We start from the raw sequence: 16,289 nt of genomic DNA, 5'->3' as shown, positions 1-16,289 counted from the left end.
CCCCGCAATTGACACGTTAAGCTTGCTTAAGGATCGACGTGAATCAGAAACCCGATTCGCGCAGCAGCACGGCGGCCGCGCGGCGCCAGGCGCGCATCAGCAGGCTTTCATTCGCGCCCTCGATCACGGCCGTGCCGCGCAGCACCTGCAGGCGTGGCAGCGCCGCCGCTTCGGGCGCGGGATCCAGCATCACACGATACACCGCCTGCTCGGGCGCCAGGTCCTGCGCGTCGGCGTCGGCGCGATGGCTTGCGGCCGGCGCGCGCACCGCGGCCAGATGGCCGCCATGCACCGAGGCCAGCTCCGGCGCCGCGCTCAGGCGGCGCGTGGCGGTGGCGTTGATGGCCGTCACGGTGAGCGGTACGGCGGCCAGCCCCGGATCTTCGGGCAGGAAGCGCGCGGCGTCGCCGGCGCGCAGCCGCCGCACGTCTTCCTCGGCGGCGTAGCCCTCCACCACCAGCCGTTGCGGCGCGACCAGCGTGCCCAGCCATTCGCCTTCGCCCACCCACTCGCCGGCCGCGAGCGGCTCGGCCAGCTCGGCCATCGTGCCGGCGAACGGCGCGCGGATCGTGAGCTGCTCGAGCTGGCGCGTGAGCACCTCCAGGCGTTCGCGCGCGGCCTGCAGCTCGCGCTGCGCCACCGGCACCGCGGCGCCGCTGTCCTGGCGCATCGCGTGAAAGCTCTGCTGCCATTGCAGCACGCCGATGCGCTGGGCCAGCGCGTCGCGCTCGTATTCGAGATCGGGCGCGCGCAGCACGTAGAGCGCCTCGCCCGCGGCCACCGGCTGTCCTGCCCGCACGCCGATGCGTTCGATGCGCGCGCCGGCCGGGGCCACCAGGCGGGCCTGCTCGGCCGCGCGCAGCAGCGCCGGCGCCTCGACCCGGCTGCGCCACGGCACGACCGCCGCGATCAGGCCCAGCAGGACGATCAGGGAGGTGAGGCGGCTGCGCCGGTTCCAGCCGGTCTTGCGCTGGCTCGACAGGCGTTCGCGCCAGGCCACGAGTTCGGTATAGATGGGGCGCAGCACGAAGGCCACGATTTCGATGGCGAACAAGAGAATGCCCAATAGCTTGAAGGCCATGTGGTAGACCAGCACGGCGATACCCAGGAACAGGAAGAAGCGATAGACCCAGACGCTGAAGGCGTAGACCAGCAGGGCCCGTTCGCGCCAGGGCGCGAACACCTCCGGCCGCGCATCGCCCAGGTCGAACAGCCACTCGCGCAGGCGCCAGCGCGCGAGCGCGAAGGCGCGGTTCTGCAGGTTCGGCACGTTGAGCGCATCCGACAGCAGGAAGTAGCCGTCGAAGCGCATCAGCGGGTTGAGGTTGACGGCCAGGGTCAGCAGCCAGGTGGTGGTGGCGAGCGTGAAGGCGGCGCTGCGCAGCATGCCGTCGGGCAGGAAGCTCCAGGCCAGCGTGGCCCAGGCCGCGAGCACGGTCTCGGCCATCATGCCGGCGGCGCCGATCGACATGCGGCGGCGCCGGCTCTTCAGGCGCCAGGCGCCCGAGGTGTCGGTGTAGAGCACCGGCCACATCACCATGAAGGCCACGCCCATGGTGGCGACGCGGCAGCCGTGATACTTGGCGGTGTAGGCGTGGCCCAGCTCGTGCAGGATCTTGGTCACGCCCAGCGCCAGCCCCGCCGTCAGCGCGCCTTCCAGCGTGAAGAAGTGCAGGAAGGTGTGGAGGAACTCATCCCATTGGCGGGCCGCGAGAAACAGGCCCAGCAGGCCCGCGGCCAGCGTCAGCAGCAGGAAGCCGCGCGCGTAGAAATGGCGCCGCACCCAGGGCAGGGTGCGGCTCAGGAACGCGTCGGGGCGCACGAGCGGGATGCGGAAAAACAGATAGTGATGGATCAGGCCCTTGAGCCAGTGGCCGCGCGCCCGCGCCTGCGCCTCGCGGCGATAGCGCGCGATGGCCTGCGGGCCGCGCGCCTGCAGCAGGCTGTTGTGCTGCAGGAACTGGGCGAAGTCGGTGACGTCGTCCGCGTGCAGGTGCAGCGGCGTGTCGGCGCCGATCGCGGCGGCGATCGCCGCGGCGTCGGCGAGGTGCCAGCGCGCCAGCATCTCGGCCTCGGCCCAGCCGATCTGGTAGAACTGCGCGCGGCCGGGATCCTCCAGTGTCCAGGCGGGCGAGCCGTCGTGGTTGCGCGGCGCTTCGTGCAGCAGCAGCTCCTCGCGCAAAGGCGCGAGCGCCTGCGCGGGCGCGTCCGGCGCGCGGGAGGTGGGCGCCGGCAGTGCCGCGCCGGGCGTGGCGGACGTGGCCGTCATAGCCCGAGCCACACGCGCAGGCTGGCCAGCGGCCGGCGCAGCAGGTAGGCAAACAGCGGCGTGCGCTCGCCGTACAGCTTGGCGGTGCCCTTGAGCCCGATGCGCGGCAGCGTCTCCTGCCCATCGGCGGGATGCAGTTGCGCGCGCACCCGATAGGCCAGCGTGCCGTCGGGCGTGGGGGCGGCGCGGTAGCCCACGCGCAGCAGCGAGGCGGGCAGCGGCGAGGTGGGGGCGGCGTTCAGGAACAGCCGTAATTCGGCGGCCTCGGGCAGCCTGATCGCGTCGGCCACCGGCAACTGCACCTCGAGCTCGGCGTCCTTGGGATCGGCCACCATCATGATGCGCTCGCCGAGCGCCACCGGCCGGCCGATCCAGTCGGACACGTCATCGAACAGCGCGATGCCGTCGCGCTCGGCGCGCAGCTGCGTGCGGGCAAGCGCCTCCTGGTAGTACGCCACGTCGTTCTGCGCCTGGGCGCGCTTGCCGCGTGCCAGCGCCAGCGCGGCCTTGCTGCGTTCGTCGTAGAGCGCCTGCTGCTGGGTCTGGCGCAGCTCGGCGTCGGCCACGGCCAGCGCCTGGCGCGCGCTTTCGAGCTTGCCGTTCACCTCGCGCGCATCCAGGGTCGCGAGCAACCGGCCCTGCTGGACCGCCTGGTTGGGCGTGACGGCGATGCTGTCGACCACGCCGGCCAGCGGCGCGCGCACGGCCATCGGCGCGCGCGCCACGATCTCGGCCGGCGCCAGCACCGATTGCCGCACCGGCACGAACAGCAGGGCCGTGACGGCCAGCGCGAGCCCCAGCCACCAGCGGCGCCGGTGCGCGCCATGGCGCAGGCCCGACCACCATTGCGCCGGCCCGCGCCGCTGCCGGGTCGCGGGTCGCAGCGCGCGCCAGGCATGGGCGTAGGCGTCGGCCAGCAGGCCGAGCAGCGTGGTTTCGCGCTTGTCCCAGGGCGTGTCGCGCGCCAGCAGCAACGCGGCGTCCGGCCGTTGCGCGTCGCCCAGCGCCAGCGGCAGCAGCCATGCGTGCGGCGGCAGGTGCTCGACCCACATGGCCGCATCCTCGGCCGCCGGTTGCAGCGGCCCGGCCGCAAGACCCGCGCCATCGCGCAGCCGGCGCGCCAGCAGGGCGGACAGCCAGACGTTGAACGGCGCGTTGCGCTCGGGCACGGCCAGACCGGATAGCGCCTCGATCGTGCCGTCGCCGCCGTCGCCCGCGCGCCAGAGCGCGGCCTGGCGATAGGGTGCCAGCGCGTGGCTGTCGTTGACCATCAGAAAGGCCAGATCCTGCGGCGAGGTGCAGGCGCGGGCGCGCTGCTCCAGTTGCAGCAGCGTGGCGAGCAGGGTCTCGCGGGTTGCGGTACTCATCGTGGTGCGGCGCCGCGGTTCAGGGCTGCGCGGGCGGGTCGATGCGCACGCTGCCGCTCATGCCGGGCAGCAGCCCCGCGCCGGTCTTGCCGTCGAGCCGGCCGATGACCTTGACCGACTGGCTCACCGGGTCCACGGCGCCCGCGATGCGGGCCACCACGGCCTCGTAGCTCAGGCCGGTCTCGTCCACGGTGATGTGCATCGGATAGCCGGTCTTGAGCCAGGCCAGCCAGCGCGAGGGCACGATGGTCTCGAGCTCGAAGGCGCTGTCGTCGTAGATGCTCAGCAGCTCCTTGCCTTCGCCCACGCTCTCGAGCGGTCGCACGAAGGCCTCGCCGACGCGGCCGGCATAGGGCGCGATGACGGTGCAGCGATTCACCATCACGCGTTCCACGCCGGATTCGGCGCGGGCCACCGCAACGGCGGCGCGCGCCTGCTCCACGTCCGAGCGGCTGATCGACGACAGCTTGTCGAGCTGGTCGGCCACGGCCAGCTTCTTCACGGCCGCGCCCTCGGCCTGGACGGCGCGTTCGAGGCGGGCGCGGTTGAGCGCGCAGTCGTACGCGATCAGCGTGTCGCCCTTCTTGAACGACTGGCCGTCGCGAAACGGCACGCTGGCGATCTTGCCGGCCAGTTCGCTCGAGATCACGGCGCGCTGGCTCGCGACGAGCTGGGCGCGGGTCCCGCCCGCTTCGGGAGCGGACGGCGGCAGGCCCTGGGCCTGGGTGGCGGCGGGCGTGCCCGCCAGGATGGCGAGCAGCAGGGCGCCACGGGTCTTGCGCTGGAACATGATGCGGCGACTCAACGCGTGACCGGAAGGGATTGGATGGCCGGCGCCGGCGTGTCGGTGCCCGACAAGGAGCCCAGGCTGCTCCAGGGGCTGCCACTCACCTTGCGTAGCGCCGCCGGCTTGGGGGCGGGCGCGGGTTCGGCCACCGCCACGGTCACCGGCGCGGTCGCCGCAGCCGGATCGAGCCCGGCGCCGGCGCCCGCCTCGGCGAGCAGGCGCGGCACCTCCATGTGGCCCTGCTCGATCTTGCGGTTGGTCTCGGCGATGTCGCGCGCCAGGCTGGCGAGCGTGTCGTCGGTGATCTTCTCGGGCAGCGGGTCGATGCCGGCCGCCTGGTACACGGTGTTCTGCGCGTTCACCAGCTCCGCGTAGCTCAGGTCGCGCGCGCGGGTGGCCAGCAGCGTCTCGACCTTGGCGCGCACCAGCTCCAGGTGCGTTTCGGCGTTGCTGCGGGCCGCGTTCTCGGTCTGCACCTGGATCGCGTCCTGCAGGCGCGACAGCTCGCTGGCGCGCTGGAACGCGGCCTCGGCACGCTGGCGCTCGAGCCAGGCGATGTGGACCTGGCTCAGCACGCTCATGCGCAGGGCCTGGCGGCGCAGCTGCGCCACTTCCTTGCGCGCCTCGCCGGCGCGGTTGATCGACGGCAGCGACAGCACGCTCAGCAGATTCCAGCTGACCTGCACGCCGGCGTCGGCCCATTCGTTGTTGACCAGGTACTTGTTGCTGTCGTAGTTCAGGCCGCCGAACAGCGAGGCGTTCGGGAACAGGCGCAGCAGCGACATGCGGGTCTCGAGCACGGCGTTGCGCGCGAGGTAGGTCTCTTCGCGCAGCTCGGGGCGGTGCACCATCGCCAGCGCTTCCAGGTCGGTCAGCTCGTAGGCCAGGTTGGGCGCGGCCATGCCGCCGGCGTCGGGCGCGGCCAGCGTGAAGTCGGTGGCGGGCGGCAGGTTCATCAGGGTGGCCAGCTTGGCTTTGGCCTGCGCCAGCTCGTTGTCCAGCGCCTCGGTCTGGCGCACCATGTTGAGCAGGTCGCGCTGGTAGCGCAGCGCCACGATCGGCGCGACCAGGCGCTTCTGCTCGGTCTGGCGGGCGTATTCGAGCGTCTGGCGCGCCTCGGCCAGCGTGCTGCTCACCTGGCCCTTCAGGCGCTCGGCCGTCACGGCGTTCCAGTAGGCGGTGCGGGTCTGGCGGATGATGTCGGCCACCACGCGGCGGCGCCGTTCTTCCGCGGCCAGCGCCTTGTTGCCCTGGGCCTTGGCGCCGAAGTAGCTCAGGCCGAAGTCCAGCACGTTCCAGCTCAGTTGCAGGTCGGCGGTCTTGCCGTCGCGCTCCTGGCTGGTCGACGGCACCAGCGACTGGGTGCCGGTATCGAGCGACTCGCTCGACGAGCCGTAGTCGTTGTTGCGGCCGCGCAGGCCGGCGCGCGCCGTGAGCTTGGGCAGCATGCCTTGCTTCTGCACGTCCACCAGATTGTCTTCGAGCGCGCGTTCCATCAGGGCCAGACGCTGCTGCAGGTTGTACTTCACGGCGCGGGCGATGGCTTCGTCCAGCGTGATGGGGCCGGTCACGGGCTCCTGGGCGGCAAACATGCTGCCGCGGTCGGCAAGGTCCTGTTGCAGCAGGTCCTGCGTGCTGAGCCGCTCCGGCGGCGCGACCGTGCAACCCGCCAGCACGGCGGCGGCGACCACGGTCAGGGCCAGGCGCAGCGGACGGCGCGTCGAGGGCTTCACGGAAAGATCGGAGGAGGTCATGTCGAACATCAGCTTTGTACGGAGAGGGAAGACGCCTGGCGGTGGCCGGCGTGTGGTTCGTTGACGGCGGCCGGCAGCGCGGGCGCCGGGTCCTCGCCCAGGGCGGCCAGCAGTTGCTGCGCCTGGGCCAGGATGTCCTGCGCCGCGCTCTGGCGCAGCTGCACGCTGAGCGCCAGCTTGCTGGCGGCCGCGAGGTCGCCCTCGTGCGCGGCGGCGTGCGCAGCGGCGTGCGCAGCGTGGGGGGCGGCCGGCGCGGCCGCGGCCTGCCGTTCGCCCGTGATGAGGATGGGCACCGCCAGGCGCTGGCCGTCGACGGTGCGCACCAGCAGCTGCAGCGACAGCGGCTGGCCGCCGTTCAGGCCGGGGGCAGTGATCAGGCCGCGCGCGGCGTCGAGCCGCACGCCCGCCGGCAGGGCGCCGCCATCGGCCATGCGCAGCTCGAGCGCGGCGATCGCGCTGCTGCTGCGCACCAGGCCCGCCGGCAGGGTCACGACCTGGCGATTGTTGTCGCGGTCGTAGTGCCAGGCCGCCGTCACCGGCCGGCCGGGGCCGGCCAGTTCGGGCGCGTCGGGGCTGGCGAGCGCCACCAGACGGGTCGGCTTGCCGTCGGCGGTTTCCACGCCGTTCAGGCCACGCGTCCAGCGGTCGTCGCGTTCCAGCGAACTGCGCAGCAGGCCATCGAGCAGCACGGCCGAGCCGCCTGCCGGCGTGCCGAACGGCGCGATGGCACCGCCCATGCCGGCCGCATCTGTTGCGGGCGCATCGATCGGGCGCGCCACGCTGGCCGCGAGCGCAGGGTCTTCGGCCGGGTCGCGCGCGGTGTCGTCCGGCACGTTCCAGGCCTGGACCTGCGGCAGGGGCGGCGGTGCATCGCCGGCCGGCTGCGGCGCGGGGGGGCTGGCCGCGACCACCACGTCGAGCCCCAGGCTGCGCGAAACCTGCGCGCCGGCGGGGTCGCTGGCGGCGATCGTCAGCACGTACTGGCCGGCCTCGGTGGCGACACCGGAGATGGTGCGGGTGGCGGCGTCGAAGCTCAGGCCCTCGGGCAGGCCGGTCACCGTCCACGTCAACGTGTCGCCGTCGGCATCGGTGAAGAGGCCGGCCGGGATCGTGTAGCGGTACGGCGCGCCCACTTCGGGCTGGCCCGGCGCGAGGCTGATGCCGCTGTCGACCGGCTCGGTGTTGGGCGCCTCGGCCACTTCCAGCGTGAGCGTCCGCGTGGCCGTGGCGCCGCTCGGGTCGCTCACCTTTACCTGCACCGGGTAATCGGCCAGCGCGGCCGTGGTGGTGCCGGAGATGGTGCGGGTGGCGGCGTCGAAGCTCAGGCCCGGCGGCAGGCCGCTCACCTGCCAGGTCAGGGTGTCGCCGTCCGGGTCGCTGAACAGCGTGTCGGGCAGCACGACCTCGTAGGGCCGGCCTTGCGCGACCGGCGCGGGCGTGTAGTCGGCAGCGCCGACCTCGGGCGCATGATTCGGCTCGGCCGCGATCACCTCGATGAGGTGTGCCGCGCTCTCGTCGGCGCCGTCGTTCATGCGCACGCTGACGCTGCGCGTGCCCGCGGTGTCGCCGCCGGCCGAGTAGCCCACGCGGTGCACCAGCGCGTTGGCCTGCGCCGTGGTGACGGCGCCGGTGAACGCCAGGGTGGCGGCACCGTCGGTCTGAACCAGCGTGGCGATGGCCGTGCCGTCGAGCAGGATCGTGATGCCGTCGCTGCCCAGCGTGTAGCCGTCGCCCACCAGGAACGAGAAGCTGTCGCCCGCGTTGCCGGTGAATGTAACGCTCGCGCCTTGGTAGTTGCCGGCGCCAGCGGCGGCGGCGTCGAGTTCGGCGTCGCTGAGCTTCACGGCCGGGGCCACCGCGACGGGGTCGCCGCCGATGACCGCCACCGGGGCCGTCCCGGGCGGTGCCGTGAGCACGTCCACGCCGTCGCCGATCACGACGAGGCCACCGTCGGGCAGCAACACCACCTGACCGGCGCCCGGCATGCCGCCGTGGCTGCCGACCAGCGCGCCGTTGGCGGTGGCGTAATAGTTGACGCTGCCGTCGGCCAGCGTGGCGAACAGCGCGCGGCCGTCGGCCGTCAACGCCAGGTCGGTGATGGCGAGGTTGCTCGCGAACACCCCCTTGTGGGTGAGGGCGCCGGTGGCGGGATCGAGTGCGAACGCGTCGATCTGCGCGCCGTTGGCCACGAAGATCGTGCGGCCGTCGGCACTCACGGCCAGTTGCTCCAGGCCGTCGAGCGACACCGGCTGGCCCGCCGCGTCGGTGCCGTTGTTGCTGGCGTTGCCGAGCAGGGTCAGGGCGCCGTCCGCATCGCGCTGATACACGATCAGCGAGGAGCCAGACGAGGTATTGGTCACGACGAACACCAGGTCGCCGCGCGTCACCACCTCGGTCGGTGCCCACAGATACGGGGCGCTCCACATGCCGCCCTCGATCGCGCCGACGTAGCTCAGCGCGCCGGAGCCGCCGTCGCGCGCCAGGATGACGACGTTGTAGGCGTTGGTGAGGTAGAGATTCTTGCCGTCGGCCGACAGGGCGATGTCGCGCATGTCGAACAGATTGCCGCCGTCCACCGCGTAGTCGCTGCTGATCGCGCCGGCGCGGGTCAGGCCGCCGTCGCCGTCCACGCTGAACCACACGATGGCGTTGCCGTTCTCGTGCAGCGCATACAGGCTGGTGCCGTCGGCCGACAGCTGCAGGGCCTTGACGCCGTCCAGGCCGCTGGTGCCCGAGAGCACGCGCACCAGCGTCAGTTCGCCGCTGCCGGCGTCGCGCGAGAACAGCGCGATCGCGCCGTTGCCGTCGGCCACGTACACGGTGAGGCCGTCGGCCGAGGCGGCGGAGGCGGTCAGCGCCGACATGCCGGCCAGGTCGGTCAGGTGCTGCACCGCGGCCAGTTCGCCGAGCGACAGCACCGGGTCGGCCTCGACCACCGGCAGGTCATTGACCGCGGTGATGTCGATGTCGAACGCCATCGCGGCGGATTCCAGGCCGCGCTGGTCGGACAGCGTGACGCGCACCGCCACGCGCTCGGCCGGCACGTCGCTGCCGTTGGCATAGGTCACCTGGCGCAGCGCGTTCTGCACGTCGGCCTGGGTCGGGATCGCGCCGGCCTCGTCGGTGAACTGGATCGTGAGCGTGCCGTCGGCCACGCTGAAACGGCCGATCGGCTTGCCGTCCTTCAGCAGCTGGTCGCCGACCCGGGTGAGGCCGTTGCCGTCGGCAAAGCCCAGGCTGTCGGCCGCGCTCGCGCCGGCGCCGAGCGCCACGGTCAGCGTGCTGCCGTTGTAGTTGCCCAGGCCGTTGTTGAAGCCGTCCATCTGGGCGTCGGCCACGGTGGCGCCGGGGGCGATGGCGGTGGGATCGGCCTGTTCGGTGTAGCCCGCCGTCGTGCCGCCGCCCAGCACGGGCGCGGTATTGGCGGCGCTGGCGCCGGCCAGGGTCACCACCGCGGTGCCGGTGTGGGCCGACAGCGCGTTGCTGTCGGCGTTCTCGCGCACGTTCACGCCGATGCTGACCGAGCCGCTGCCGCTGTCTCCGGTGTGCGAGTAGGTCAGGCTGTCGATCACCTGCGCGGCGCGTTCGGGCGAGTTGTTCAGGTACAGCACCACGGTGGTCACGCCGTTGGCGATCTGGACGCTGTACTCCAGGCCGGTCGCCGTGCGTTGCACGCCGCTGGTGGCGCTGCCGAGCGGGATCCGGCCGCCGTCGGCGCCCAGGATGTCCTGGCTGCCGGCGGGCGTGACCGTGACGATCACCTGCCACACGTTCTGGCCGGCCTCCACCGTGTCGATCGTGGTGCCGTCGAACAGCTTCACGGGCTCGCCCTCTGCCGGATAGGTGGGCGCGAGCGGCGTGGTGTCGATGACGGGCGGGTCGTTCACGCCGATCAGGTCCACGTCGGCGTTCATGGTGGCGCTGTGGCCGTCGCCGTCGTTGAGCGTGACGGCGAAGCGGGCCCGGCTGCCGTCGCGGGTCGGGTCGCTGCTGCCGTTCTCGTAGGCGATGCGGCGCAGCACCTGCTGCGCCTCGGCCTGGCTCACCGTGGCGGTGAACACCACGGTCAGCTTGCCACCGGCCTGGGTGAAGCTGGCGATGGCGGTGCCATCGAGCAGGATCCGGCCGTTGGCCGTGTCGAGCGTGTAGCCGTCGCCGGCCACCAGGGTGTAGGTGTCGTCGGCATTGGCGCCGCCGTCGCGCTCCACCACGATGCTGGCGCCCTGGTAGTCGCCCGAGCCGTTGTCGAGCGCGTCGAGCTGCGGATCCGACAGATTGCCGCCGGGCAGCAGGGCCACGGCGTCGCCGCCCTCGGTGTAGGTCGAGGACGCGGGGCTCAGGTTGAGCACCAGCAGGCCATCGTTCCAGTCGACCGTGCCCGACAGGTACAGCTGCTTGCTGTCCGCGCTCAGGGTGGCGCCGCGCAGTTCGCCGATGTCCTTGCCGCCCAGGCTGGTGAGCGTGCCGGCCGCGGTCGGCACGCCGTCCGCGCCACGGGTGTAGAGCGAAATCTGGTCGGGGCCCACCACGATCAGCAGCGCGCCGTCCTGCGACACCACCAGCGCATTCGCCTCGCCGTCGAGCACGGTGTCGGCCTGTGCGGTGAGGGTGCCGTCGGCGCCGATGGTCAGGGTGTAGAGGCGGTAGTCGCTGCCGTCGTTGTCGATGGCGTAGAGCGTGGTGCCGTCGGGTGAGAGCGTGAGCGACTGGGTGAAGTACATCGGATCGGCGGCGGGCGACTCGCCCTGCGCGGCCATCAGGAAGCTCAGCGAGCCATCGGCCTCGACGCGGAACACGCTGGCCAGCGTGGCGCCGCCCGAGGTGCCGACGAACACAAAGCGGCCATCCGGCGACAGCGAGATCGGGCCGGCGCCGTCGAGTTGCATGCCGGTGGTGCCGGCGTCGGTCAGCGTCTGCGCCACGCTCAGGCTGCCGTCCTGGCCGCGGCTGTAGACCAGCAGGCTGTCGCCCGCCGTGACGTACAGCGTGCCGTTCGGGCCGGATTGCACGTCGCGGATCAGGCCGTGTTCGGCGATCAGCTCGGCGCCGAGCGTGCCGGCCAGCGCCAGTGCGCCGCCCGCCTCGCGGTCGAACACCACCACGCCGTTGTTGCCGACCACGAACACGCTGTTGCCATCGGCTGAGACCTGCACGCCGGCGGCGCCGCCGAGCGCGGCCACGTTCTTGCTCTCGAACGACTCGACCAGCGTGAGCTTGCCGTCGGCGCCGCGTTGCAACACATACAGGCTGCTCACTTCCACGTCGCTGATGGTCGAGCTGTCCCAGACGCTGGCGGTGCGCACCACGTAGACGTAGTCGCCCGACACCGCCACGCCCTGGATGCCTTCGTACAGATTGGTGAAGCCGTCGTCGGCGATGGCGTTGATGATTTCCTCGAACGTGAGCGAGCCGGTGTCGGCGCCCAGCGTGGGCGCCTCGGCCTGCACCGTGATGCGGGCGGTGAGGTCCGGCGTGGCCGTGTCGTCGCCGCCATTGGCGGTGCCGCCGCTGTCCCTGATCGCGCTCAGCGTGATGGTGCGTTCGCCGGCGGTGGCATCGGGATTGCTGTTGGCGTAGCCGAGGCCATCGACCAGCGCCGACGCGGCCGCGCCGTTCATGCCGGTGCCGTGGGTGAGCGTGACGGTGGCGGTGCTGCCGCTCACCGTGATCACATAGCCGTAGCCGCCGGCCGTGGTGCCGCTGCCGGCCACGAGCGCCACCTGTTCGCCGTCGATCAGCAGCGATTCGCTCGCGCCGTCGCGCAGACCGCCGACGGTGAGGGTGATGGCGCTGATGGTCTGGCCGGCCTCGACCGGGGAGATCTCCACGTCATCGAACAGATCGGTGGCCGCGTCGCCCGGCGAATGCGCGCCGTCCCTGGGCGTGGCGATGGCAGTGGGCGCGTCGTTGACCTCGGTCACGGCCAGCGCCAGGGTGAGCGTGGTGGCGGTGTACTCGTCCTTGACCGCCAGCGAGAGCTTGATGCTGTCGCCGGGTGCGCCGTTGCGGTTGGTGTAGGTGATCTGGCGCAGCACGGCCGTGGCGACCGCGCTGCTGGTCTCGCCGGTGAAGACGATGGACAGCGCGTTGCCGCTGTCGTCGACGCTGGCGATGGCGCTGCCGTTCAGGTAGATCTTGCCGTCGACCAGCGTGACGCCGTTGCCGTCGGCGAAGCCGAAGCTGTCGTCGCCGTTGGCGCCGCCGGCGCGCGCCACGGTGATCGTGGCGTCCTGGTAGTTGCCGTTGCCGCCGTTGCGCGCATCGAGTTCGGTATCGGCCAGCGTGAAGCCGTCGGCCGGGCGGATGGTGGCGCCTTCGAGGTAGCTGCCGCGTACTTCGCCGGTGGGCGAGGCCAGGCCGAGCCCGGTGCCGCCGCCGTTGACGAAGTTGCCGACGTAGAGCTCGCCGGTTTCGGTCGCCAGGATGCGATAGACCCGGTTCACACCGGTGGCGATGTTCTGCACCAGCGTGAGCTGGCCGTCGTCGCCGATGCGGTAGGCGTTCAGCGTGCCCGAGAAGCCGAAGCCCACGTACAGCGTGCTGCCATCGGCGGAGGTCTCGACGCTGGTCGGGTAGTTCGGGTTGGCGAAGCTCAGCTGCTGGGTGAACGTCACGCTGTTGGTGGCGGCGTCATAGTGGAACGCCATCACCGCGAAGTTGCTGTAGGTGGTGATGTAGAAGTTGCCGTCGCCCGAGGCGGCCAGCGCGTAGGCGGTGCTGAACGCGCCCGAGCTCGCGATGGTGGTGGACTTCACGAACGTGCCGTCGGCCGCGTACTCATGGAACACCACGCCGCCGCTGTTCTGCAGCAGGCCGCGGAAGGTCAGCATGTTGGTGGCGCTGTCGTAGGTGTAGATGGCCATGCGGCCATTGCTCATCGCGTACACCGTGCCGTTCGCGTCGATGTCCAGGTCGCGCGTCACCGAGTTGAAGCCCTTGTCGAACAGCGGCACCAGCGCCTGCTTCTGCACCAGCGTGCCGTCGTCGCCCACCGTGTAGGAGTACAGCGTGTTGGTCGACAGCACGATCAGTTGTTCGCCATCGCTCGACAGCGCGATTTCGACGATCTTCTGGTCCACGTAGGCGGTCTTGCCCACGCTGGCCAGGGTGCCGTCGGCATTCACCGAGAAGATCGACACCGCGTATTTGCTGGCGCTGCCCTCGGCGCCGTAGCCCGCCACGTAGACGAACTTGCCGTCCTTGGACAGCGTCACCGAGGTGATGCCGCCGAGGCCGTCGACCTCGATGCCGTTGGCCGCGTTGCCGTCGTCGGCCGTGCCCTGGCGCCAGGTCTGCAGCAGCTTCAGCTCGCCGGTCTTGCTGTCGCGCTGGTAGATGCTGAGGAAGTTGTCGCCCTGGCTGCTCGCGCCGCCCACTGCGCTCACGCCGGTGCTGCCGGCGATGATCACCAGGCTGCCGTCGGCCGAGGTGGTGATGCTGTTGACGTAGTAGTTGTAGCCCGAAAGCGTGCCGTCGCTGCCGTACACCAGCTTGTCGGCGTCGGCGCCCACCGTGGGCGCCGTGTTGCCGGCCTCGGCCTGCGAGATCACGCGCAGCGTGGCGGTGTGCGTGGCCGTGGCGCCGCTCGCGTCGGTGGCGGTGATCCGGATCTGGAAGCTGCCGAGCGCGGAGGCGGTGCCGGTGATGGTCAGCGTCGCGGCGTCGAAGCTCAGGCCGGTCGGCAGGTCGTCCACGCGCCAGGTCAGCGTGTCGCCGTAGCGGCTGTCGGCGTCGCTGAAGAGCGCGGGGTCCAGCTTGACCGTGTAGGTCTGGCCGGCGGTGGCCGCGTCGAGGGCCGCGGGCGCGGCGGGGTTGACCGTGGGCGCGCGGTTGTCGATCTGGTCCATCACCAGGCTCAGCGTCGTGGACGCGGTGCCGCCGTGGATGTCCGTCACCGTGACCTTGACGCTGTAGGTGCCGGTGGCATCCACGGTGCCCGAGATGGTGCGCGTGGCGGGGTCGAAGCTCAGGCCGGCCGGCAGGCCGGAGACGGTCCACGTCAGCGCGTCGCCATCGACATCCTTGAACAGGCCCGCCGGCAGCGTCACGCTGTAGTCCGTCTCGGTCTGGCCGCCGTCCAGGCCGTAGCCCGTGTCGTCGAGCTGCGGCGCGCTGTTGGCCTGCAGCGCGACCTCGATCGTGTTGCTGTCGAGCGCGCCGTCGCCGCCCCGGATCGCGAGCAGAATGAGGGCGTCGCGGCTGGCGTTGGCATTGCGGTAGGTGACCTGGTGCAGCACCTGGTTCGCCACGGCCTTGCTGGTGTCGGCGCTGAACGTGATGGTGAGCGTGTCGCCCGCGCGCACGAAGCTGCCGATCACCGCGCCGTCGAGAACGATGTCGTTGCCCGACAGGCTCAGGCCGTCACCGGCGGCAAAGCCGAAGCTGCCGTCGGCCACGCTGGCCTGGATCGTGATGCTGGCGCCGTTGTAGTTGCCCGCGCCGCCGTTGAGCGCGTCGAAGTTGCTGTCTGAGAAGTTCACGCCATCGGCGAACGCCAGCTCGCCGGCGCGGTCCAGCGTCTGCACGCCGCTGTAGCGGACCACGCCGCCGCCCGCCACCAGGATGGAGTGGCCGTCGGCCGACACGGCCATGTCGGCGCCGTTGCCGCTGCCCGCGATCTTGCCGGCCAGCGCGAGCGCGCCGTTGGCCGCCACGGTGTAGACCGACACCGACCCATCGGACGAGGCTGCGTAGAGGGTGTTGCCGTCGGGGCTGAGCGCGATGCCGCGCACGCCCGCCTGGGTTTCGCTGCCGATCAGGTTGAGCGCGCCGCCGTCGACCTGGTAGACGTGGATCGCGCCCTTCACCGGGTTGCCGATGTAGAGCGTCTTGCCGTCGGCCGAGGTGGTCAGTGCGTAGTCGACGGCGCTGTAGCCGCTGCCCACGTCGGCCACCGAGATCGTGTCGATCTGGTTGAGCTGGCCGTCGGCGCCGCGCTCGTACACGAACAGCGTGTGCGGCATGCCGATCTCGAGCATGTAGAGGTAGTCGCCCGAGGTGGCGATCATGCCGCTGCGGCCGCTGGAGCCATTGAGGCGGCCGATCAGGTTGAGGTCGCCCGTGGCGGCATCGCGCTCGTAGATGACCACGCCGTTGTACTGCGTGCCCACATAGAGGTATTTGCCGTCGTCGGTCAGGGCCATGCCGCCGTTGATCGTGCCGTTGCTGGACGTCACCGACGCGGCGTAGCTGAGGGTGCCGTCGGCGGCCACGTTCAGCTGCACCACGTAGCTGTCGTTGTTGCTCGAGACGGTGTAGATCGACTTGCCGTCGGCGCTGATCAGCATGTGGCTGACCGTGTTCAGGTCGGCGTGCTTGAAGGTCTGCACGGCGGTCAGCGCCCCGGCGCTGTCCACCGAATACACCTGGATGCCGTCATTGCCGGCCGCATAGGCAAACTTGCCGTCGGCGGAATAAACGACTTCGGTGGCGTTGCCCAGGTCGCCCAGCGACAGCGATTCGCGCGGATCGAGGTGGCCGCCGTCGGACAGCACCGGCGCCACGTTGATGCTGTTGTTCACGTCCACCGTGGCGCTGATGCCCAGCTCGGTGGTGTCGCCGCCCAGGTCGCTCAGGCTCTTGAGCGTGACCGTGACCTTGCCGCTTTCCACGCTGTTGTCGAGGCTGCGGTAGGCCATGCCGTCGATCAGCGCGGCCGCGCCGGCCGGGCCGCTGGCCGTGTCCGACGAGGCCAGGGTGAGCGTGATGGTGGTCGTGCCGTCGCCGCCGACCTGCACGCTGTAGACGTAGTTGTTGTCCTGCGTGATGCCGTTGCCGGCGGTCAGGCTGATCTCGGTGCCGTCGATCACGAGCGCCTGGTTGGCGCCGCTGCGGTCGACGGTCACGACCAGCTTGTCGAGCGCCTCGCCGCCGTTGTCGGTGGCGACCGCGACGCCGCTGAACAGGTCCACCTGGTGGGTGGTGGAGGACTCGCTGATGTCGACGTGGGCGGCGGCGCCTTCGGCGCTGGCACCCGGCTTGGAGTCGGTGGCGTCGACCACCGTGGCCGCGGTGGCGGCGATGGCGGCGTCGAGCAGGAAGCGGGGTTCCAGGGCCAGGGCCTGGCGGCGTAGCGAGGGGGAGCGGCGTGCAGTCATGGCGGATGGGCAGAA

General features: G+C 71.4%; 5 protein-coding genes. All 5 read right to left on the bottom strand.

Features of this window, described 5'->3' with window-relative positions; all coding sequences use genetic code 11:
• Positions 1-43: 43 nt before the first annotated feature.
• From CEG14_RS13730 to CEG14_RS13710, 5 genes are read right to left on the bottom strand one after another with little or no spacing between them, the layout of a single operon-like run.
• Positions 44-2,269, bottom strand: coding sequence for an HlyD family efflux transporter periplasmic adaptor subunit (locus CEG14_RS13730; RefSeq protein ID WP_094826898.1), 2,226 nt, complete (start codon positions 2,267-2,269; stop codon positions 44-46).
• Entirely contained in the window at positions 2,266-3,636 is a 1,371-nt protein-coding gene (locus CEG14_RS13725; protein ID WP_094826897.1) for an efflux RND transporter periplasmic adaptor subunit, read from the bottom strand. Before CEG14_RS13725 ends, CEG14_RS13730 begins: the two co-directional genes overlap by 4 nt.
• A 19-nt stretch (positions 3,637-3,655) precedes the next feature.
• Positions 3,656-4,426, bottom strand: coding sequence for an efflux RND transporter periplasmic adaptor subunit (locus tag CEG14_RS13720; RefSeq protein WP_094826896.1), 771 nt, complete (start codon positions 4,424-4,426; stop codon positions 3,656-3,658).
• Positions 4,427-4,437: 11 nt separating this feature from the next.
• Positions 4,438-6,177, bottom strand: a complete 1,740-nt coding sequence (locus CEG14_RS13715) for a TolC family protein (RefSeq protein ID WP_094827537.1) — start codon at positions 6,175-6,177, stop codon at positions 4,438-4,440.
• Positions 6,178-6,185: 8 nt separating this feature from the next.
• Positions 6,186-16,274 carry a putative Ig domain-containing protein gene (locus tag CEG14_RS13710; RefSeq protein ID WP_094826895.1) on the bottom strand — a complete coding sequence of 3,363 codons (10,089 nt, stop codon included), beginning with the start codon at positions 16,272-16,274 and terminating at the stop codon, positions 6,186-6,188.
• Positions 16,275-16,289: the final 15 nt, after the last annotated feature.

The organism is Bordetella genomosp. 1, assembly GCF_002261335.1.
Taxonomy (GTDB): Bacteria; Pseudomonadota; Gammaproteobacteria; order Burkholderiales; family Burkholderiaceae_B; genus Bordetella.
This window is presented reverse-complemented; position numbering and strand designations above follow the sequence as displayed.

Bases quoted from the DNA above. Each gene is read 5' to 3' on its own strand.
- CEG14_RS13730 (WP_094826898.1), bottom strand. From the start codon at position 2,269: ATGACGGCCACGTCCGCCACGCCCGGCGCGGCACTGCCGGCGCCCACC.
- CEG14_RS13725 (WP_094826897.1), bottom strand. From the start codon at position 3,636: ATGAGTACCGCAACCCGCGAGACCCTGCTCGCCACGCTGCTGCAACTG.
- CEG14_RS13720 (WP_094826896.1), bottom strand. From the start codon at position 4,426: ATGTTCCAGCGCAAGACCCGTGGCGCCCTGCTGCTCGCCATCCTGGCG.
- CEG14_RS13715 (WP_094827537.1), bottom strand. From the start codon at position 6,177: ATGACCTCCTCCGATCTTTCCGTGAAGCCCTCGACGCGCCGTCCGCTG.
- CEG14_RS13710 (WP_094826895.1), bottom strand. From the start codon at position 16,274: ATGACTGCACGCCGCTCCCCCTCGCTACGCCGCCAGGCCCTGGCCCTG.